Raw genomic sequence first — 19,162 nt, forward strand, 5'->3', positions numbered from 1 at the left:
GCGATCTTATCACCGCTGCGGAACCGGCTCCCCGGCCGGCGACTCGGACCGCATGCACCCTGCGCTCCCTGGACTGCGGCCCGCTCGTGCAGGCGGAACCGCCCTTCCTCAGCCACTCGGATCGGAACACGATGAAACCCCACAATCGGCTCCCGCTGCGCGGCACGCTGCACGCCCTCGCCCTGCTCCTGGTGCTCCATGGCGCTTCATTTGCCGAGCTTGCCCCGTGGAGCGGCCTAGTCGTCGGTGTCAGCGCGCATGCGGACGATGGCGACGGCGACGGCGATGGCGGCGACGGTGGAGGCGGCGGCGCAGGCGCAGGTGGGGGCGGTGACGGCGGCGGGGGCGGCGAGGCCGCCTACGAGCCGCTGGAAGACCCGCTGCCGATTGCCGGCGAGACCTTCATCGCCGACGAGCTGCTGCTGCTCGCGCCCACCCAGGCGGCACTGAATCGCGCCAGCGCCATCGGCTTGCGCGTGATCGAGCGCGTGCAGACGCGCCACCTCGGCCTCGCCTTCGCCCGCCTGCGCCTGCCACCCGGCCTCGATGCACGGAGTGCGCGCCAGATCCTGGCCGAGCGCGGACCGGGCAGCTTCGACCTCCACCACCTGTACAAGATCGCCCAGGGCGCGCCGGCGGCGCGCTGCGACGGCCCCGGCTGTGCCGCCCGCGCGCTCATCGGCTGGCCGGCCGACAGCCGCGCCTGCGGGCGTGGCCAGGCGATCGGCATCGTCGACACCGCGGTCGATGCGGGCCATCCGGCGCTGGCGGGGGCGGATATCCGCGGCCTTGCCTTCGTCACCGAGGGCAAGGCGGCCGCGCCGGCCGACCATGGCACGGCGGTTGCCGCGCTGCTGGTCGGCCAGCCCGATTCGGTGGTGGCTGGCCTGGTGCCGCGCGCGCGGCTGTTCGCGGCCGCGCCCTTCTACACCCTGCCGTCGGGCAACGCCACGACGGACACCGCCGGCCTGGTGAAGAGTCTGGACTGGCTGGCCGGCCAGGGCGTGGCGGTGATCGGCTTGAGCCTGGCCGGCTCGGACAACGCCGTGCTGCGCGAGGCGGTGCGACGGGTGGCGGCGCGCGGCATCGTGGTGGTCGCGGCGGCGGGCAACGGCGGCCGCAACGCGCCGCCCACCTACCCGGCGGCGCACGAGCGCGTGCTCGGCGTCACCGCGATCTCGGCCGATCGTCGGGTCTACTGGCGCGCCAACCAGGGCGACTACATCGATTACGCGCTGCCCGGCGTCAACGTGTGGACCGCCGACCCCGCCGGCGGCGGGCGCGCGCGCAGCGGCACCTCCTACGCCGTGCCCTACATGGTGGCGCTCAGCACGCAGAGCTTGGCGCAGCGCAGCGCCAGCCGCGAGGTCCTGCTCAACGGGCGCCTCGGCGGGCTCGCCGACCTCGGCGATCCGGGCCGCGATCCGGTATTCGGCTACGGCAAGCCGCGCTTCGATCGCGATTGCCGCTGAGCGGCCCGGCGCGCCGCAGGCTCACTCGGCGGCGAGGCGCGCGAGCACGGCCTCGATGCGCGCCGGCGTGGCCACTCCGCTCGGCAGCGCCGCCGCCAACATCGCCACCCGCTGGCGGCGCTCCTCGAACCAGCTGCGGCGCACGTAGTGGCCGAGGGACGGCGCGTAATCCCAGGTGATCGTCTGCAACGGCAGCGGGAAGTTGGGCGCATAGGCGTTGCAGCGCACATGCCAGGCGGCGAAGTCGCCCGCCGGGACGAAGCTGACCCGTGCGTCCACCACCTCGCAGTCCCAGCGCCGGCGCACCGTCGCGACGTACCCGGTCTCGGTCCAGGTGGTGCGCCGCGTCTCCTCGAAGCTGACGCGCTTGCCCGCGGCCAGTGGCCACAGGCTCGCGGGCTGGCCGCTGATCGTGCTCTGCACCCGCCGCCCGGGGTAGTCCGCCGCCAGGGGCGGCACGAAGAAGTCGCGCGTGCCGCGCAGGCTGCGGCCGTCGGCCAGCGTCCATGTCAGCGACTGCGCGCTGGCGGCGCTGACCCGGCTGACCGTGCTGCGACCGAAGACGAAGGTGTCGCCGCGCTGCAGGTTCGGTCGTGCGGCCGGCGCAAGTTCGATGCGCTGTGGCCGGGTGTCGAGTGCAGCCCGCGTCTGCTCGAGCAGGCTGTCGCCATGGAAGGGCACTGCCGGCAGCTGGGCACAGCCGCCGAGGGCGAGGGCGGCGCTTGCCGCGACGGTGCGTGGCCAGGGGGTCATCGGCAAGGCTCCTGTTTGCGTCAAGGCAGGTGTGGTCGAGACAGGGGCGCCGCGGACCGGTTCCGTCGGCTCCGCTGCATCGGGCCTCACGGTATCGCTGCCGTGCGCGATTGCGGATAATGCGCGCCGGACCCCTGAGCGTCGATCTTCATATCGGCCGTCCATCCTGCCCGGTGCTTGCGCCGGGCGATTAAACCCCGGCGCGCCCGCACCGGGGTGGCTGGAAGCGGGGCGGCATCGCGCATGCCCGCCGCCTCCGCACAACGGGAGCAACACATGCATCACCATCGTCCTGCCTCGCGCAGAGGCTTCCTGCTGTCCGCCGCCGCCCTCGCCGTGGCCGCCAGCCTGGGTGTGAACGCGGGCGAGGCCCTCGCCCAGCAGCCGCCGGCCAAGCTCATCATCACCGCGATTCCGGACGACGGCGACGCCGACCGTATGCGCGAGAACTTCGGCGCACTGGCCCGCCATCTCGGCCAGGCGGTGGGCATTCCGGTCGAGTACATGCACGTCGAGAATTACGCCGCCAGCGTCACCGCGCTCGCCACCGGCCGCGCCCACGTCGCCTGGCTCGGCGCGGTGACCACCGCGCAGGCGCGCATGCAGATGGGCGAGCAGCTCACCATTCTCGGCTGCCGCGACATCGACAAGGGCTTCGTCAGCTATTTCATCGCCCATCCGGCGACCGGCCTTGGTCCTGTGAGCGATCTCGGCGAACTCGCCCAGGCCGCGCAGGGCAAGGGCTGGAGCTTCACCTTCGGCAGCAAGAGCAGCACCTCGGGCCACATGATGCCGCGCAAGTACTTCATGGACCAGGCCGGCGCCACGCCGGAGAAGGTGTTCCGCAGCGTGGCCTATTCCGGCAGCCACGACGTCGTGATGCAGATGGTGGCCGACGGTACGCACCAGCTCGGCGCCCTCAACTACGCCTCCTGGGACAAGGCTGACGATGCGCTCAAGGCGCGCGCGCCGATCGTCTACAAGACCCCGCCCTACACCAACTATGCGCTCGCCGCGCGCGCCGATCTCGGCCCGGACTTGCTCGCCAGGCTGCGTGCCGCCCTGCTCGCGGTCGATGGCAGCACGCCGGAAGGCGCCCAGGTGCTCAAGTACCTGAAGGCGGGCAAGTTCATCGAGGCCGACATCGGCGAGTGGCAGGGCTATGTAGACCTGCTCGAGTCCGGCATCGACATCGGCGGCTGACGCACCCCTGGGGCGGGCAGCTGCGGCGTCCGGGCGGACGCCGCGCCGCGCCCTGCCCCTGTCCGTGATCATCATGAAGATCGACTCCATCGACGCGCAGGCCCTGCCTGCCGTTCCGATCCGCCTGGAGGCCGCTGCGGTCGCCTACGGCGGCCAGCGCGTGCTCGACGACATCAGTCTGGACATCGCGCCCGGTGAGCGCGTCGCCGTCATCGGCCCCTCGGGCGCCGGCAAGACCACGCTGTTCCGGCTCGTCGCCGGCCTCGTCAAGCCGGCCGCCGGGCGCGCGCTGACCCTGGGCGAGGACACCCGCCGCCTGCGCGGGCGGCGGCTGGCGCGGCTGCGCCGCGAGCTCGGCTTCCTGCACCAGCAGGACAACCTGATCCCGCAGCTGCGCGTGGTGCACAACGTGCTGATGGGGCGCCTTGGCCACTGGTCGCTGGCGCGCGCGCTGCTGTCGCTTCTGTGGCCGCAGCAGATCGAGCGCGCGCGCGCGGCGCTGGCGCGCGTCGAACTCGCCGACAAGCTGTGGGCGCTGCCCGACGAGCTCTCGGGCGGTCAGCAGCAGCGCGTCGCCGTCGCCCGCCTGATCGTGCAGCAGCCCAGGCTGGTGCTGGCCGACGAGCCGGTGAGCGCGCTCGACCTGCGCCTCGGGCGCGAGATCATCGGCCTGCTGAGCGACCTGACCCGGCGTGACGGGGCGACGCTGGTGGTCAACCTGCATACGCTGGACCTCTTGCAAGGCCACTTCGACCGCGTCGTCGCGCTGCGCGGCGGGCGCCTGTTCTGGCAGGGCGCGCCGGCGCAGATCACCCAGCATCTGCTGCGCGAGCTCTACGGCGCCGAATATCGCGCGCTGCACCTGGACGAGATCGAGGTGCCGGCGTGAGCGGATCCACGTCTTCACGGTGCAAGGCGGCGTGCCCGGGCGCGCCCGCGCCTGATCGTGCCGGAGCGCGGGGATGAGCACGCTCGCGCTGGCCGCCGGCGCGCGCTACGAGCGCCGCCCGCTGGGCCATTTCGTCGCCCTGCTCGCCGTCCTGCTGGCCTTGCTGGCGGCCTTCGCCGCCGCCGACTGGGACTGGGGCGCGCTCACCGACGCCGAGCGCCGCGCCCAGGCGGCAGCGCGCATCGGCGCCTGGCTGGCAGCCCTCGCCCGTCCCGACCTGTCGCCAGACTTCGTGCGCCATGCCTGGGACCTGACCCTGCAGACTCTTTCCGCCGCCATCCTCGGCACCGCGCTGGCGGTGCTGCTGGCCTGGCCGCTGGCGATGGGGGCGAGCCGGGCGGTGTGCGTCGGCGAGGAACGCGGCGTGGAGGGGGCGGGCCCGCTTGCACGGCTATGGCGCCTGTTGCCCCTGCGCTCGCCGGCGGCCTTGCTGTGCGCGGCCTGCCGGCTGGTGCAGGACATCCTGCGTGCGGTGCCGGATTTCGTGTGGGCGATCATCCTGGTGGCGATGGTCGGCCTCGGCCCGCTGACCGGCGCGCTGGCGCTGGCGCTCAACATCACCGGCATCCTGGCCAAGGTGTATAGCGAGCTGTGGGACAGCGTTGACCCGGCACGGTATGGCCAGGTGCGCAGCCTCGGCGGTGGCCGGCTGGCGACCTTCCTGTACGGCATCCGGCCGCTGGCCTCGCGCAACGTGCTGTCCTTCACGCTGATGCGCGCTGAATGCGCGATCCGCAACGCCGCGGTGATCGGCGCGGTGGGCGGCGGCGGGTTGGGCTCGGAAATCTGGTACCAGGTGCGCTTTGGCGCCTGGGACAAGGTCGGCACGCTGATCCTGTTCACCCTGCTGCTGACGCTGGCCGCCGACCTTGTCAGCAACACGATCCGCCGCCAGCTGCGCGGTGACCAGTCCCGCCAGGGCGGCGGCGCCTCGTGCGCAGTGGCCGGCGGTGGCGCTGCGGCGGCCGACAAAGCGCAGCCGCCGGTGCGCACGGATGCGCCGCGCCAGGGCCGGCCTGCGGCCGAGCCCGCGGTCCCGCCTGTTGCGGGCGCTGCCGCCCGTCCGCCGCTCGGCCCCTGGCTGGCCACCGGCCTGGTCGTGCTGGCCTTGCTGTGGTCGCTGTGGTTCATGGGCTGGGGCAACCGCGCCGGTGACGAGGGCGCGGCGCGCAACCACCTCGCGCCGGCGGCCGAGCTGCTGAGCGGCGAGGCCTGGGGCAGGCTGCGCTTTTTCGAACGCCTGCTGCAACCCGAGCTCGACCTCGCCGCGATCGGCCTGGGCGACCCGGCCAAGGCGGCGGCGCGCCTCGCGCAGGGCAAGGCGGTCGAGCTGTTTGCCGAGCACGGCGCGCTCGACTTCTGGCGGCCGTCGGCCTGGGTCGCCTGGCAGCAGGAGCTGCAGAAGTGGTTCGTGTGGCGGGTCATCGAGTCGGCCGCCATTCCGCTCGCGATCGCAGTGGTCGGCACCGTGCTCGGCGTGGTCGGGGCGATCCTGCTCACCTACCCGCATTCGGCCAGCTTCCAGCTCCACGCCGCGCGCTTCAGCGGCGAGACGCCGGCGCCCTGGCAGCGCGGGCTGCGCGCCCTGCAGCTTGCGGCGGCGCGCGCCACCGCGGTGATCGCGCGCGGGGTGCCCGAGGTGATGTGGGCCTTCCTGTGCATCGCCTTCTTCGGCCCCGGGCTGGTCGCGGGCACCCTGGCGATCGCGTTGCACACGCTGGGCGTGCTCACCCGGGTGTTCGGCGAGGCGGTGGACAACCAGCCGCTGCCTCGCTTCGAACCCACCTGCGGCGCCTCGCGCATGGCGGCCTATGGCCTGGTGGCGGTGCCGCGGGTGTGGCGCGACTGGATGACCTACAGCTTCTTCCAGTTCGAAAGCAACGTGCGCGCGGCGGTGGTGCTGGGCCTGATCGGGGTGGGCGGGCTGGGCTTCCAGTTCAGCTTCAACTTCGAGTGGTTCCGCTTCGAGCGGGCCGGCACCTATCTGCTGATGATCGTGCTGCTGACCGTGCTGATCGACCGCGGCTCGCGCCGGCTCAAGCTGTCGCGGGTCGGGCGCTGAGGGGCCGACGCTGAGAGTCGGGCGCCGAGCGATGGGTCGCCCGGCGCCGGGTAGTGGTGCCGGGTAGTGGCAGCAGGCTTGACCGGCTTGGTGTAGGCTAGCGGGCGGACCAGCCGGCGGCCGACGAACAAGCCGGCATCACCCTCACCCACAGGAGAACACCATGAGCACAGTCACCCTTGGCGGCAACCCGATCGACGTCGCCGGCAGCTTCCCCCGCGCCGGCAGCGCGGCGCCCGCGTTCAAGCTGACCGCCGCCGACCTGGCGGACGTCGGCCTCGACGCCTTCGCCGGCAAGCGCAAGGTACTGAACATCGTCCCCAGCCTGGACACCCCGGTGTGCGCCACCTCGACGCGCAAGTTCAACGAGGAAGCCGGCAAGCTCGCCGACACCGTGGTGCTGGTCGTGTCCGCCGACCTGCCCTTCGCCGCCAAGCGCTTCTGCGAGGCCGAGGGCCTGAACAACGTGCACACGCTGTCGACCTTCCGCAACCCGGGCTTCGCCCAGGACTACGGCGTGGCCATCACCTCCGGCCCGCTGGCCGGCATCACCGCACGTGCGGTGGTGGTGATCGATGCCAACGACAAGGTGGTGTACTCGCAGCTGGTGCCGGAGATCAAGGAAGAGCCGGATTACGCGGCCGCGCTCGCCGCGCTGAAGTAAGAAACGGCCACCTGCCGAGCCGGGACGGGCCCCAGTTGGGGCCCGTCCTGCGTTCACCTGTCAGCGCCGCCGGCCGGTCTCGGCGCCCGGCCGCTTTGGCGTATCGAAGTGGCTGTCGTCCTCGAGCGGAAACACGGCCAGGCCTTGCTCGGACAGGCGCACGGTGGTGGGGCCGCGTTCCTGGGGGATGCGCAAGGTGTTGTCGCCCATGCTGACGGACACGCCCTCGTGGATGGCCTGTTCGGCATTCACGCGCGCCTGCTGGGCGAGTTCGAGGCGGAAGCGGAGGTCGTCCTCCTCGCCGCGCAGGGCCTCGATCTCGGCCGACAGGGCGGCGGCGGCCTGCTCGGCGCGGGCGAGCATGTCGGGCGTGACCCTGCCCGGGTTGCGGTCGGCGACGGTCAGCAGCTTGCCGATCTCGAGCAGGCGGTTTTCCTTGCCGTCGCGCTCCTGCGCTTTCTCCTGTACGGCGCGAGCCAGCTCGGTGTCGCTGCCGATCTCGAGTTCGGTGCGAATGCGGTTGGGCGCGCCGATCACGCGCGCGTGGATCGACAGGCAGGCGTGCGTCTTGCCGCCGATGATGTGGCCGCGGCGCAGGTTGCCGATGCGCACGTGGTTGGCGGCCTGGAGCTGGCACTGCATGGCGAGGTCGTCGATGAAGATGGAGTCGCCGGCGGTGATCCTCGCCTGCTGGGCATAGGTGGCGGAAAAGCTGCCCTCGCAGCGGATGGCGTGGGCGCTGAGATCCTTGCCGGCCGTCTTGCCACCGATGCCGCCCATGACGCCGCCGCGGACGATGATGTTGCCGCCGGCCTCCAGCGTGGCCGGCTCGACCACGCCGCCCACCTCGATGTCGCCGCTGGCGCGAATGCTCATGCCCGCCTGCACGTCGTTGCGGACCTTGACCGTGCCGTCGAAGTTGATGTTGCCGGTGGCCATGTTGACCGCATCCACGGTGTAGATCGGCTCGACGATGATGCCGCCGCGCACGCGCACCGGCTGGCCGTCGCAGGCCGCGACCAGCAGGTCGGGGTCTTGCGCCGAGAGGCTCACGCCGCGCAGTCCGCTGGCAAAGCGCGTGTCCTTGCCGGGCTTGGGCGCGATCGGCTTGCCGAACACGCTGAGGCCGTCCTCGCCGCTGGTCGGGGGGTGGCGGCGCATCAGGGCGTCGCCGGTCGCCACCACCAGGATCTCGCCCAGGTCGCGAAAGTCGGTGCGGCCGCAGGGGCGGATGCTGGGTACGCGCTCGCGCATGTCGGGCAGCAGGTATTCGAGCCGGCCGTCCTCGCCGGGTACCGGTTCGCGGCCGACGGCGATGACGAGCTCGTCGGCCTTGCCGGCGGCGATCGCGCGGTTGATCTCATCGACGCGCACGCCTTCGACGATGCCCTTGGCGGCGAGCAGGGCGAGCAGCTCGGTCTTGGTTGCGGCCTTGCCGCCCTTCGCGGGGACGATCGTGAGGCGGGCGCAGAGGCCGTCGATCGTGGTCGTGATCTGCAGGCTGGCGTCGAGGCAATCGGCGATGTCGAGCGGCGGCACGGACTCGCCGGCGTTGTAGCGGGCGATCAGTTCCTTGATCGCCTGCGGCCGGATCTTGACGTCCGCATAGCCGGCGTCGCCGAGACGGTCGCGCAGCCACAACGCGTCGATGCGCGGAAAGCGCGTGTCGTGCGCGAGACTGGCGCACAGGGTGCGCGTCGTTTCGTCGAGCGTCAGCGTGAGCGGGGGGCCGGCGGGCAGGTGGTCGTCCATCTTCTTATCGCAGTGGCATGCGTGGGGTTGCGCGTCAGAGGATTCTAGCGGTCATCACGACCGCAGGTTCATGCCCAAAGTCAAACTTCGTCAATCAATCCTGCTGCAGCGCGCGGGCGATGAACTGGCGCGACACCCGCGGCCGCGGCACCTTGTCGGCAAACCAGCTGCGCACGTCGGTGTCGAGTCCGATACCGTGCATATAGTTGTATAGCGCCTTGTTGAGCGCCTTGCCGAGGCGATCGTGATCGACGCCGGTGGGGTCGATGAAACCGACGTCGTTCTTGGCGAAGCTCACCTCGGGCAGGGGCACGAGTTCGACGCCGTAGTCCTGCGGGTTCATGCCCACCGGCGAATGCACGGTACAGGCAAAGCGGTGGAAGAAGCCGGACTGGATGCAGCCGGCCTCGAACAGCTGGCGCACGTATTCGAGCGCGTCGACGGTGTCGTGCACCGTCTGCGTCGGGAAGCCGTACATCAGGTAGGCATGGACCAGCACGCCGGCCTCGGTGAAGGCGTGGGTGACGCGCGCCACCTGCTCCACCGACACGCCCTTCTTCATCAGCTTCAGCAGGCGGTCCGAGGCCACCTCCAGCCCGCCCGACACCGCGATGCAGCCGCTGTCGGCGAGCAACCGGCACAGCTCGGGCGTGAAGGACTTCTCGAAGCGGATGTTGCCCCACCACGAGATCGCCACGCCGCGGCGCAGCAGCTCCTCGGCGAGCGCGCGCAAGGCCTTGGGCGGCGCGGCCTCGTCGACGAAGTGAAAGCCGGTCTGGCCGGTCTCGGCGATGATGGCCTCGATGCGGTCGACCAGCAGCGCGGCGGGGGCGCCGTCGTAGCGGCCGATGTAGTCGAGGCTGACGTCGCAGAAGCTGCACTTCTTCCAGTAGCAGCCGTGGGCCACGGTGAGCTTGTTCCAGCGCCCGTCCGACCACAGCCGGTGCATCGGGTTGAGCATGTCGAGCACCGACAGATAGCCGTTGGGCGGCAGGCCGTCCCAGGTCGGGGTGCCGACCTCGGCGAAGGGGATGTCGGGCTCGACGAGGTTGATGTAGCGCACCAGCCCCGTATCCGCCTCGCGCACGAAGGTCCGCACCAGGCGCGACCGGCCGCGCTTGCCCTGCAGGTGCTCGAGCAGCGCCAGTAGCGGACGCTCGCCGTCGTCGAGGGTGACGTAGTCGAAGTAGTCGAACACGCGCGGCTCGGAAAGCTCCCTCAGCTCGGTATTGACGAAGCCGCCGCCGAGCACGGTGACGATGTCCGGGCGGGCCGCCTTGATCGCCTGCGCGATGCGGAAGGCGCCGTACACCGAGCCGGGGAAGGGCGTGGACACCAGCACCACCTGCGGCGCGTGACGGGCGACGGATTCGAGGGTGAGCGCGCGCAGGGCGTCATCGACCAGCGTCGGCGGCGCGATGAGTGCGGCGGCGAGCGGCTCGAAGCTCGGCTGGCTCATCGCCAGCGACTCGGCGTAGCGCACGAACTCGAAGCGGGCATCGACCGCGTCGCGCAGGATGTCGGCGAGCTCGTTGAGATACAGCGTGGCCAGATGGCGCGCGCGATCATGCAGGCCGAGCGCACCGAAGGCCCAGGCGAGCGGATCGCCGCCGTCCGGATCGTCGGGGTCGACGTAGGCGTCGAGCGCATCGAAGCGCGGCCCCTCGGGCAGGAAGGTCCGGCTGGCGATGCGGTGGGCGATGGTCGGGTCGCGGTCCTGCAGGAAGGCGATGGTGGGCGCGATGGTGGCCCGGTAGCGCGCGAAATGCTCGATGAAGCCCTGCACCAGCGGCGTGCGCTGCTTCTTCGGCAGCGCCTCGGCGCGGGCGCGGATGTCGTCCAGCCCGGCGGGCGACAGCAGCCGCAGCACCAGCTTGAGCGCGAGGTCGTCCTGCACCGCGTCGATGCCGCGCGTGCGCAGGAAGCCGGTGAGATAGGCGGTGGACGGGTAAGGGGTGTTGAGCTGCGTCATCGGTGGAATCACCGACAGCACGCGCGGCGAGGTGTCTGTTGCCATGATGACCGCCGGTGCGCGGGAATGCGGGGCGAGGGCGGCGCCACTTCCCGACCACCATTGAATGCGCTGGGCCTGGGGCGCTCATTCTACGTGAGCGTTGCCGGCCCGGCGCACCTCAGCGTGCTCGCCGCCGCTTCACGACATCTCGCCGCACAGCGCGGTGGCAAAGCGGGCGCGCACGGTGGCCGGATCGGCGTGGGTGGCGAGCAGCACGTGCAGCTTGGCGAAGGCGGCCTCGAGGGTCATGTCGGCAGCCGACACCACGCCGATGCGCGCGAGTGCCGCGCCGGTGGCGTAAGCGCCCTGCACCACCGGTCCGTGGGCGCACTGCGTCCGGTTGACCACCACCACCCCGCGCGCGACGGCGCGCGCCAGCGCCTCGAGCAGGCCCGGCTCGGCATCGGGGATGTTGCCCGCGCCGTAGCTGCACAACACCAGGCCGCGCAGCACCGGGTCGTCGAGCATCGCCTCCACCCTGCGTGCCGGCAGGCCGGGATGGAGGGTGAGCACGGCGACGGCCGCGGGCTCGAAGTCGGGCAGACTGAAGTCGCGCGCCGTGACCGGCAGCAGGCGTGCGGCGTGCAATTCGATGTCGATGCCCGTCGCGGCCAGCGCGGCGGCGTTGGGCGAGTCGAAGGCGTCGAGCGCGGTGCTGCTCACCTTGGTGCTGCGGTTGCCACGCAGCAGCCGACGGCCGAAGAACACGCCCACCTCGCCGGCCGGCAGCCCGGCCGCCAGGGTCAGCGCCGCCTGCAGGTTGGCGAGCGCATCGCTGCGCGGCTCGACCAGCGGAATCTGCGCGCCGGTGAGGATCACCGGCCGGTCGGCGCCGCGCAGCATGAAGGACAGCGCCGATGCGGTCCACGCCATGGTGTCGGTGCCGTGCAGCACGACGAAGCCGCAGTAGTCGTCCCAGCGCGCGACGAGCTCGGCGGCAATCGTCGTCCAGTGGCCCGGCTGCAGGTTGGCGCTGTCGATCGGCTGCGCCAGTTCGACGAGCTCGAAGGCGGGCAGGCCAGGCACGCCGTCCAGGTGGCGCCTGAGCACGGCGGCGAAGCCCGGCATCGGACGGTAGCCGTCGGTGCCGCGCGCCATGCCGATGGTGCCCCCGGTGTGGAGCACCAGCACGCGCGCCCTCATGCCGCGCGTCGCTGCGGCGCCAGCATCGACTGCGGGCTCAGCAGTGCGTCCAGCTCGGCCTCGCCCAGCAGGCCCTCTCCCAGCACGAGGGCGCGCACGGTGTCGCCGCTGTGCAGCGCCTGGGCGGCGATGCGCGAGGCGTTTGCGTAGCCGATGTGCGGCACGAGCGCGGTGATCACGCCGATGCTGTGCTCGACATGGCGCCGGCACTGTGCGCGATCGGCGCGGATGCCGCGGATGCAGCGCTCCTCCAGCATGCGGCAGGCGGCGTCGAGCATGCGCACCGAGGACAGCAGGTTGTAGACGATCAGCGGCTCCATGGCGTTGAGCTGGAGCTGGCCGGCCTCGGCCGCCATCGTCACCGCGAGGTCGTTGCCGATCACCTGGTAGGCGGTCTGGTTCACCGCCTCCGGGATCACCGGATTGACCTTGCCCGGCATGATCGACGAGCCCGGCTGCATCGGCGGCAGGTGGATCTCGCCGAAGCCGGTGCGCGGCCCGCTGGAGAGCAGGCGCAGGTCGTTGGCGAGCTTCGACAGCTTGACCGCGAAGCGCTTGAGCACGCCGGAGAACAGCACGAAGGCGCCCATGTCCGAGGTCGCCTCGACCAGGTTGGCCGCCGGCACGATCGGCTTGCCCGAGATCGCGGCGAGATGGCGCACGGCGCGTGCCGCGTAGTCGGGGTGGGTGTTGATGCCGGTGCCGATCGCGGTGCCGCCGAGGTTGACCTCGCACAGCAGCAGGCAGACCTCGTTGAGACGGTCGATGTCCTCGCCCAGATTCACCGCGAAGGCCTCGAACTCGAGGCCGAGCGTCATCGGCACCGCATCCTGCAGCTGGGTGCGGCCCATCTTGATCACGTCGGCGAACTCGCGGCCCTTGGCCTCGAGCGCGCGCTTGAGGCTGGCGATCGCCTCGAGCAGCGGTTCGACGGCGAACTGCAGGCCGACGCAGACCGCGGTGGGGTAGGCGTCGTTGGTCGACTGCGACATATTCACGTCGTCGTTGGGGTGCAGAAAGGCATACGCGCCCTTGGGCTGGCCCAGCTTCTCCAGGGCGAGGTTGGCGATCACCTCGTTGGCGTTCATGTTGGTCGAGGTGCCGGCGCCGCCCTGGATCAGGTCGACGACGAACTGGTCGTGCAGGCGGCCGCCGATGATGTCTTCGCAGGCGGCGAGGATGGCCTCGGCCTTGTGCGCCGGCAGCAGGCCGAGCTCGTGGTTGGCGCGTGCGGCCGCGGCCTTGACCATCGCCAGCGCATTGACGAAGGCCGGGAAGTGGCTGATCGGCACGCCGGTGATGGCGAAGTTGTCGACCGCGCGCTGGGTCTGGATGCCGAACCAGGCCTCGGCAGGCAGGGCCATGTCGCCGAGGAGGTCGTGTTCGATGCGGGTAGTCATGCTGGATGATCCGTCCATGAGGGGTGTCGGAGCGGGGCCACTGCGGCCCCGGTGGGTGAGGGCTGGGCGTCGCGCGACGGCCTCAGGTGGTACGCGGCTGTGCGGCTGCGGCGGCGCGGGTGCCGCCGTCCTCGGGCTCGATCACCCAGGCGGCGCGGTCGATGTCGAGGTCGGCAAAGCGGGTGGCGTCGAACACCGGCTCGTCGACCCCCGCGGCGATCTGGCGGTCATAGTCGTGCATCAGGCGCAGGCCGGGCTTGAACAGCATCGCCAGGGCGAACAGGTTCGCCAGCGCGAGCAAGCCCATCGTCACGTCGGCGAAGGCGAAGGCGGTGCCGAGGTCGGTGGTGGCGCCCCAGCCGCACAGCGCGATCACCAGCACGCGGTAGAGTCCGACCAGCAGCGGGTTGTTGTCGCTGAAGAAGCTCAGGCTGTTCTCGCCGAGGTAGTAGTTGTAGATGATCGTCGTGAAGCCGAACAGCATCAGCGCGATGCTGACGAAGACGCGCCCCCACTCGCCGACATGCCCGGCGAGCGAGGCCTGGGTGAGCGCCACGCCGCCGATCTCGGATGCCACGCCGGGCTGGTAGACCTCGCCCAGCAGCACGATGAAGGCGGTGCAGGTGCATAGGATCAGGGTGTCGATGAACACCGAGAAGGCCTGCACGACGCCCTGGCTGGCCGGGTGCGGCACGTAGGCCACGGCGGCGACGTTGGGCGCGCTGCCCAGGCCGGCCTCGTTGGAGAACAGGCCGCGCTTGACGCCCATCAGGATGGCCGCGCCGATGCCGCCGCCGATCGCGGGTTCGAGGCCGAAGGCGCTCTTGACGATCAGCGCCAGCACCGCGGGCAGTTCGGTGATGTTGAGCGCCAGCACTACCAGCGCGATGGCCAGATAGCCGAGCGCCATCACCGGCACCAGCACCTCGGCGACCTGGGCGATGCGCTTGACGCCGCCGAAGATGATGGCGCCGACGATGAGCGCCAGGCCCAGGCCGGTGGCGACCACCGGAATGCCGAAGGCGTCGTTGAACGAGGTCGCCACCGAGTAGGACTGCAGCGCGCTGAAGCCGAAGCCGAAGGTGAGCAGCAGCAGCACCGAATACACGGCCGCCAGCCACTTCCACTTCGCGCCCATGCCGCGGGCGATGTAGTGCGCCGGGCCGCCGCGGTAGGTGCCGTCGGGTTCGGCCTTCTTGTAGGCCTGGGCCAGGGTGCACTCGAAGAAGCTGGTCGCCATGCCGATCAGGCCGACCATCCACATCCAGAAGATCGCGCCCGGGCCGCCCAGCGTGATGGCGACGGCGACGCCGGCGATGTTGCCGCCGCCGACGCGGCCGGCGACCGACAGCATCAGCGCCTGGAAGGAGCTGAGGTGGCCGTGCTTGTCATGGGCGAAGGCCTGCTTCGCGCCGAGGATGCGGAACATGCGGCCGAAGTAGCGGAACTGGACGAAGCGCGAACCGATGGTGAACCACAGGCCGAGGCCGATCAGCACCACGATCAGCACCTTGGACCACAGCAGGTCGTTGAGCAGCTCAAGCATGGCGGCACCCTCCGTGGCGCAGGCGGCGGTCGCCGGTCGTGGGCACGAAGGGCCGCAGGTTGGCGGCCGGGGCCGCGACGTGACTCGAGTGGGCAGGCATGAAGTGTCTCCTTGCTGCGCGGCGCGGGGCCGCTGTTGTCGTTTTCCCCCGCACGAGCGGCAGGGGTGGAGGCATTTCAGCAAGCCGCGGCGTGCGGGGGAATTTGGCGTTCTGGCTCCGAGCGTTGCCGAGTGACGCTGGAACTGCGCCATACTGCGACAGATGCACTGTGTGCTGCCGGTGTGTGCCGCGATCGCGCCGCGCCGGTGAGCCACCCAGTCCCCCGCCCGAGGAGCCCACCATGCACGAGGATTTCGCCCGCAACCTGCGCCTGCTGTGCAGCTACTACCGCTCGGTGGCCGAGGTCTGCCGCCGGCTCGACATCAACCGGCCGCAGTTCAACCGCTACCTGAGCGGGCGCTACCGGCCGTCGGCACACACGCTGCGCCGCTTCTGCGCCTTCTTCGGCGTCGAGGAGCACGAGATCCTGATGCCGAGCGCGCAGTTCGAGCGTCTGGTGCAGGTGCGGCCGCGGGCGGCGGCGCCGGCTGCAAGCGAAGCGCCGGAGGCGGCCCATCTTGCGCATCTGAAGGACATCGGCAGCGCCGGGCTGGACAAGTACCTCGGCTACTACTTCGAGACCTACCTGTCGATGGCCTGCCCGGGTCAGCTGCTGCGCACCCTGGTGTGCCTGGAAAAGCGTGACGGCCGGGTGTATTACCAGCGCACCGAGCGCCTGGTCGAGCATCCGCGCGAGAAGGCCTACCACGGCATCTACCGCGGCCTGGCGCATTTCCTGACCGACCGCATCTTCCTCACCGACTACGAGACGCTGACCGGCCTCGAGATGACGCAGACGATCCTGTTCCCCTCGTTCAAGAATCGCGTCACCCGCCTCACCGGGCTCAAGCTCGGCGTGTCGGGCAGTGGCGAACGCATGCCGTGCTGCGCGCGGGTCGTGTACGAATACCTCGGCCACACGCTCGAGGTGCGCCGCGCGCTACGCCTGTGCGGCCTGTATGAAGTCGATGATGAACGCGTCGATGAGGCGACGCGGCGGGCGGTGAGCAACGACATCGCGCCCGGCGAGTGGCATTTCCGCGCGCGCTACTGAGCGCGTCGACGGGCGCGCATCGTGCCGCTACTCGCCGCTACTGGAAGGCTACCTCGGCGAAGCTGCGCAGCTTGCGGCTGTGCAGGCGGTCGACGCCTTGCGCACGCAGGCGCTCGAGGGCGCGGATGCCGATGCGCAGGTGCTGGTCGACGCGCTCGCGGTAGAACTTGTCGGCCATGCCGGGCAGCTTGATCTCGCCGTGCATCGGCTTGTCGCTGACGCACAGCAGGGTGCCGTAGGGCACGCGGAAGCGGAAACCGTTGGCGGCGATGGTGGCCGATTCCATGTCCAGCGCCACCGCGCGGCTCTGGCTGAAGCGGCGTTCGGGGCTGCTCGCCATGCCGTGCGAGGGCAGCAGCTCCCAGTTGCGGTTGTCGGTGCTGGCCACCGTACCGGTGCGCATCAGGCGCTTGAGCTCGTAGCCGGACAGCTGTGTGACCTCGGCCACCGCCGCCTCGAGCGCCACCTGCACCTCGGCCAGCGGCGGGATCGGCACCCAGGGCGGCAGTTCCTCGTCGAGCACGTGGTCCTCGCGTACGTAGCCGTGGGCGAGCACGTAGTCGCCCAGCTGCTGGCTGTTGCGCAGCCCGGCGCAGTGGCCGAGCATGAGCCAGGCATGGGGGCGGAGCACCGCGATGTGGTCGGTGATGGTCTTGGCGTTGGCCGGGCCGACGCCGATGTTGACCATCGTGATGCCGCCGCGGTCGCTGCGTACCAGGTGGTAGGCGGGCATCTGCGGCAGGCGTGGCGGTGGCGCGCCGTCGGCGTCCTCGTCCTGCGGGGCCAGGTCGGCGCGGCGGGTGAGGACGTTGCCCGGCTCGACGAAGGCCTCGTAGCCATGGCCCGAGGCGGTGTCGGCCATCAGCTCGTGGCCGAGGCGGATGAATTCGTCGATGTAGAACTGGTAGTTGGTGAACAGCACGAAGTTCTGGAAGTGCGCTGGACGCGTGCCGGTGTAGTGGCGTAGCCGGTGCAGCGAGTAATCGACCCGCGGCGCGGTGAATAGCGACAGCGGATGCGGCTCGCCGGGGCCGGGCTCGAAGGTGCCGTTGGCGATGCCGTCGTCCATGGCGCCGAGATCGGGCAGGTCGAAGTGGTCGCGCAGCAGGCGGCGGCGATCGGGGCCGAGGTGGCCTTCCAGGTAGTCGTGCTCGGGCAGGGCGAAATGCACCGGGATCGGTTGCGTGCTGCTGCCCACGGCCAGCGCCACGCCGTGGTTCTGTATCAGCAGGCGGAACTGCTCGAGGTAGTAGTCGGCGAACAGGTCAGGCCGCGTCAGCGTGGTCTCGAACACGCCGGGGCCGGCGACGAAGCCGTAGGACAGGCGCGAGTCGGCGCGCGCCACGGTGTCGGTGCGCACCCGCAGCAAGGGGTAGCAGGCGCGCACGTGGCGGCCGACGTCGGCGCCGTCGACGTAGTGCTGCAGCCCGCGGCGCAGGTGATCGACCGCCAGCTCGTAGATCTCGCGCACCCGTTCGAGCGCGGCAGCCGGATCGGCGAAATCCTCGAGCTCGAAGTGGGGGGCGTGGCCGTTCATGGCTGGCTGCGCCGCTCAGCTGCGCGCGAGCAGGCGGTGCACCGCCTCGAGGTGCTCGGGCTCGTTGTGGCACATGCCCTGGAAGGCGGCGCAAAGGTCGAGGAAGTCCTTGAGTTCCATGCGCTGCGCCATCTTCATCAGGCGCTTGGTCAGGCGCAGCGCCTTCGGCGGCTGGGCGGCGAAGCGTGCGGCCAGCTCGTGGGCGCGCGTCAGCAGCTGTTCGGGCTCGACCACCTCGAGCGCGATGCCCAGCGTCTTCGCCTCCTCGGCGCCGACGATGCGGCCCGACAGCGTGAGCTCGAAGGCCTGCTGATAGCCGATCAGGCGCTGCATGAACCAGGCGCCGCCGTCGCCGGGGATGATGCCCAGATTCAGGAAGGTCTCGCCGAACTTCGCTTTGGTGGACGCGATGCGGATGTCGGCCATGTTGGCCAGATCGAAGCCGGCGCCGATCGCCGGGCCATTGACTGCGGCGATGATCGGCACCTCGACCGCCTGCAGCGCCAGCGGGATGCGCTGGATGCCGCGCCGGTAGCGGGTGGCGACCTCGGCCACGTCGCCGGCGAAGTCGCCGCCGCGCGCCGCCATGTCCTTGACGTTGCCGCCGGCGGAGAAGGCCGAGCCTTCGCCGGTGATGACGAGCACCGACACCTCGTCGCAGGCGTTGACCCATTCGGCGACGTTCACGATGTCGTCGATCAGCGCGGTGCCGGTGAGCGCATTGCGCACGTCGTCGCGCGCCAGCGTGAGCGTGGCGACGCGGTTCTCGAGTTGCAGGCGGGCGTCGTTGACGGTGGGCAGGGTCATCGTGCGGTCTCCTTGGGCGTGCGGCGCGTGCGCCGCGCAGGGTGCGGGATGCGCGTCAGCGCGGGGTCTTGAGCGGCTCGGGAAGCTTCAGGGTACCGGAATCGGAGAAGCGCATGCCACCCAGCAGGCCGCCGGCAAGCCGCCCGCGCAGGGCGTAGGGCACCTCGGCCTTGATCGCGCCGTCGCCGTCCATGACGCCCAGCGCCTGACGCACCACGGCGATCGCCGACACCGACACCGGGATCTCGACCAGCGTTTCGCCAAAGCGCGGCACGCTGCCCTGGCGGTCGCTGACCCCGGTGGCGAAGGGGCGGCCGTTGAGGTCGAGCTCCAGCGCCAGGCCGTCGAAGTCGATCGCGGTCTCGTTGGGGTTCTGCACGCGCAGCTTCACGGCGAAGCGCATCTCCATGCCCGCGCCGGGCAGCGGCTCGAGGCCGACGACGTTGATGCGGACCGGCTCGCGCTGCATCAGGCTGGCGCAGCCGGACAGCAGCACGGCCAGCATGAGGAGGGCCAGCATGATGGGGGCCCGCGCGAGGGGGCGGCGCGCGAGCGATCGATGCTGCAGCGGGGCGTGGGAATCCGGCATGGTCCTGTCCTCAGCGGTCGGCGATGGGGCCGATTCTACCCCGCCCGTCCGCTGCGCCGGCGCGGCGCCGTGCAGCCGCTGCAGCGGACGGCCGAGGCGCCCGCCTTCAGTCGCCCG

General features: G+C 71.0%; 15 protein-coding genes. 6 read left to right on the forward strand and 9 right to left on the reverse strand.

What is annotated here, in order from left to right:
- The first annotated feature begins 131 nt into the window (after positions 1–131).
- A complete protein-coding gene (locus ACMV5O_RS02340; RefSeq protein WP_416161967.1) occupies positions 132–1,472 on the forward strand; it encodes a S8 family serine peptidase in 1,341 nt (446 codons plus the stop codon).
- Positions 1,473–1,493: 21 nt separating this feature from the next.
- On the opposite strand, the gene ACMV5O_RS02345 is transcribed toward ACMV5O_RS02340, so the two are convergent.
- Positions 1,494–2,225 carry a hypothetical protein gene (locus ACMV5O_RS02345; RefSeq protein ID WP_416161968.1) on the reverse strand — a complete coding sequence of 244 codons (732 nt, stop codon included), beginning with the start codon at positions 2,223–2,225 and terminating at the stop codon, positions 1,494–1,496.
- 276 nt (positions 2,226–2,501) lie between these two features.
- Here ACMV5O_RS02345 and phnD point away from each other — a divergent pair, with 276 nt between their 5' ends.
- The 4 genes from phnD (at position 2,502) to tpx (ending at position 7,103) form a co-directional block, all read left to right on the forward strand.
- The gene (gene phnD / locus ACMV5O_RS02350) at positions 2,502–3,428 is read left to right on the forward strand and encodes a phosphate/phosphite/phosphonate ABC transporter substrate-binding protein (RefSeq protein ID WP_416161969.1); all 927 of its coding nucleotides are present in this window, start codon (positions 2,502–2,504) and stop codon (positions 3,426–3,428) included.
- 73 nt (positions 3,429–3,501) lie between these two features.
- Positions 3,502–4,317 carry a phosphonate ABC transporter ATP-binding protein gene (locus tag ACMV5O_RS02355; protein ID WP_416161970.1) on the forward strand — a complete coding sequence of 272 codons (816 nt, stop codon included), beginning with the start codon at positions 3,502–3,504 and terminating at the stop codon, positions 4,315–4,317.
- A 73-nt stretch (positions 4,318–4,390) separates the two neighbouring features.
- A complete protein-coding gene (locus ACMV5O_RS02360) occupies positions 4,391–6,439 on the forward strand; it encodes a PhnE/PtxC family ABC transporter permease (protein WP_416161971.1) in 2,049 nt (682 codons plus the stop codon).
- A gap of 163 nt (positions 6,440–6,602) precedes the next feature.
- Positions 6,603–7,103 (forward strand): thiol peroxidase, encoded by a 501-nt coding sequence (tpx, locus tag ACMV5O_RS02365; protein WP_416161972.1) that lies wholly within the window; start codon positions 6,603–6,605, stop codon positions 7,101–7,103.
- A gap of 60 nt (positions 7,104–7,163) precedes the next feature.
- Here the strand turns inward: tpx and ACMV5O_RS02370 are convergent, their stop codons facing one another.
- The 5 genes from ACMV5O_RS02370 to ACMV5O_RS02390 form a co-directional block, all read right to left on the reverse strand.
- Positions 7,164–8,855, reverse strand: a complete 1,692-nt coding sequence (locus ACMV5O_RS02370; RefSeq protein ID WP_416161973.1) for a DUF342 domain-containing protein — start codon at positions 8,853–8,855, stop codon at positions 7,164–7,166.
- Between the two features lie 94 nt (positions 8,856–8,949).
- Entirely contained in the window at positions 8,950–10,872 is a 1,923-nt protein-coding gene (locus ACMV5O_RS02375; RefSeq protein WP_416161974.1) for a B12-binding domain-containing radical SAM protein, read from the reverse strand.
- Positions 10,873–11,007: 135 nt separating this feature from the next.
- A complete protein-coding gene (locus ACMV5O_RS02380; protein WP_416161975.1) occupies positions 11,008–12,000 on the reverse strand; it encodes an asparaginase domain-containing protein in 993 nt (330 codons plus the stop codon).
- Between the two features lie 8 nt (positions 12,001–12,008).
- On the reverse strand, positions 12,009–13,412 hold the full coding sequence (locus ACMV5O_RS02385) for an aspartate ammonia-lyase (protein WP_416161976.1): 1,404 nt from the start codon (positions 13,410–13,412) through the stop codon (positions 12,009–12,011).
- Positions 13,413–13,494: 82 nt separating this feature from the next.
- Complete coding sequence (locus ACMV5O_RS02390) at positions 13,495–14,958, reverse strand: alanine/glycine:cation symporter family protein (RefSeq protein ID WP_416161977.1); 1,464 nt, start codon at positions 14,956–14,958, stop codon at positions 13,495–13,497.
- A gap of 341 nt (positions 14,959–15,299) precedes the next feature.
- On the opposite strand from ACMV5O_RS02390, the gene ACMV5O_RS02395 reads away from it, so the two are divergent.
- A complete protein-coding gene (locus ACMV5O_RS02395) occupies positions 15,300–16,112 on the forward strand; it encodes a helix-turn-helix domain-containing protein (protein WP_416161978.1) in 813 nt (270 codons plus the stop codon).
- A gap of 37 nt (positions 16,113–16,149) precedes the next feature.
- Here ACMV5O_RS02395 and ACMV5O_RS02400 read toward each other — a convergent pair whose 3' ends face one another.
- Genes ACMV5O_RS02400 through ACMV5O_RS02410 form a run of 3 tightly spaced genes read right to left on the reverse strand, consistent with a single transcriptional unit; the run spans position 16,150 to position 18,976 of the window.
- Positions 16,150–17,649: an AMP nucleosidase gene (locus ACMV5O_RS02400; RefSeq protein WP_416161979.1), complete on the reverse strand. Its 1,500-nt coding sequence runs from the start codon at positions 17,647–17,649 to the stop codon at positions 16,150–16,152.
- Between the two features lie 15 nt (positions 17,650–17,664).
- On the reverse strand, positions 17,665–18,456 hold the full coding sequence (locus ACMV5O_RS02405; RefSeq protein ID WP_416161980.1) for an enoyl-CoA hydratase-related protein: 792 nt from the start codon (positions 18,454–18,456) through the stop codon (positions 17,665–17,667).
- A 55-nt stretch (positions 18,457–18,511) separates the two neighbouring features.
- Positions 18,512–18,976, reverse strand: a complete 465-nt coding sequence (locus ACMV5O_RS02410; protein WP_416161981.1) for an LEA type 2 family protein — start codon at positions 18,974–18,976, stop codon at positions 18,512–18,514.
- Positions 18,977–19,162 lie beyond the last annotated feature (186 nt).

This window comes from Thauera sp. WH-1 (assembly GCF_047806685.1).
GTDB lineage: Bacteria > Pseudomonadota > Gammaproteobacteria > Burkholderiales > Rhodocyclaceae > Thauera.

Coding starts and splice junctions, on each gene's coding strand:
- ACMV5O_RS02340 (WP_416161967.1), top strand. CDS start 132: ATGAAACCCCACAATCGGCTCCCGCTGCGCGGCACGCTGCACGCCCTC.
- ACMV5O_RS02345 (WP_416161968.1), bottom strand. CDS start 2,225: ATGACCCCCTGGCCACGCACCGTCGCGGCAAGCGCCGCCCTCGCCCTC.
- phnD (WP_416161969.1), top strand. CDS start 2,502: ATGCATCACCATCGTCCTGCCTCGCGCAGAGGCTTCCTGCTGTCCGCC.
- ACMV5O_RS02355 (WP_416161970.1), top strand. CDS start 3,502: ATGAAGATCGACTCCATCGACGCGCAGGCCCTGCCTGCCGTTCCGATC.
- ACMV5O_RS02360 (WP_416161971.1), top strand. CDS start 4,391: ATGAGCACGCTCGCGCTGGCCGCCGGCGCGCGCTACGAGCGCCGCCCG.
- tpx (WP_416161972.1), top strand. CDS start 6,603: ATGAGCACAGTCACCCTTGGCGGCAACCCGATCGACGTCGCCGGCAGC.
- ACMV5O_RS02370 (WP_416161973.1), bottom strand. CDS start 8,855: ATGGACGACCACCTGCCCGCCGGCCCCCCGCTCACGCTGACGCTCGAC.
- ACMV5O_RS02375 (WP_416161974.1), bottom strand. CDS start 10,872: ATGGCAACAGACACCTCGCCGCGCGTGCTGTCGGTGATTCCACCGATG.
- ACMV5O_RS02385 (WP_416161976.1), bottom strand. CDS start 13,412: ATGACTACCCGCATCGAACACGACCTCCTCGGCGACATGGCCCTGCCT.
- ACMV5O_RS02390 (WP_416161977.1), bottom strand. CDS start 14,958: ATGCTTGAGCTGCTCAACGACCTGCTGTGGTCCAAGGTGCTGATCGTG.
- ACMV5O_RS02395 (WP_416161978.1), top strand. CDS start 15,300: ATGCACGAGGATTTCGCCCGCAACCTGCGCCTGCTGTGCAGCTACTAC.
- ACMV5O_RS02400 (WP_416161979.1), bottom strand. CDS start 17,649: ATGAACGGCCACGCCCCCCACTTCGAGCTCGAGGATTTCGCCGATCCG.
- ACMV5O_RS02405 (WP_416161980.1), bottom strand. CDS start 18,456: ATGACCCTGCCCACCGTCAACGACGCCCGCCTGCAACTCGAGAACCGC.
- ACMV5O_RS02410 (WP_416161981.1), bottom strand. CDS start 18,976: ATGCTGGCCCTCCTCATGCTGGCCGTGCTGCTGTCCGGCTGCGCCAGC.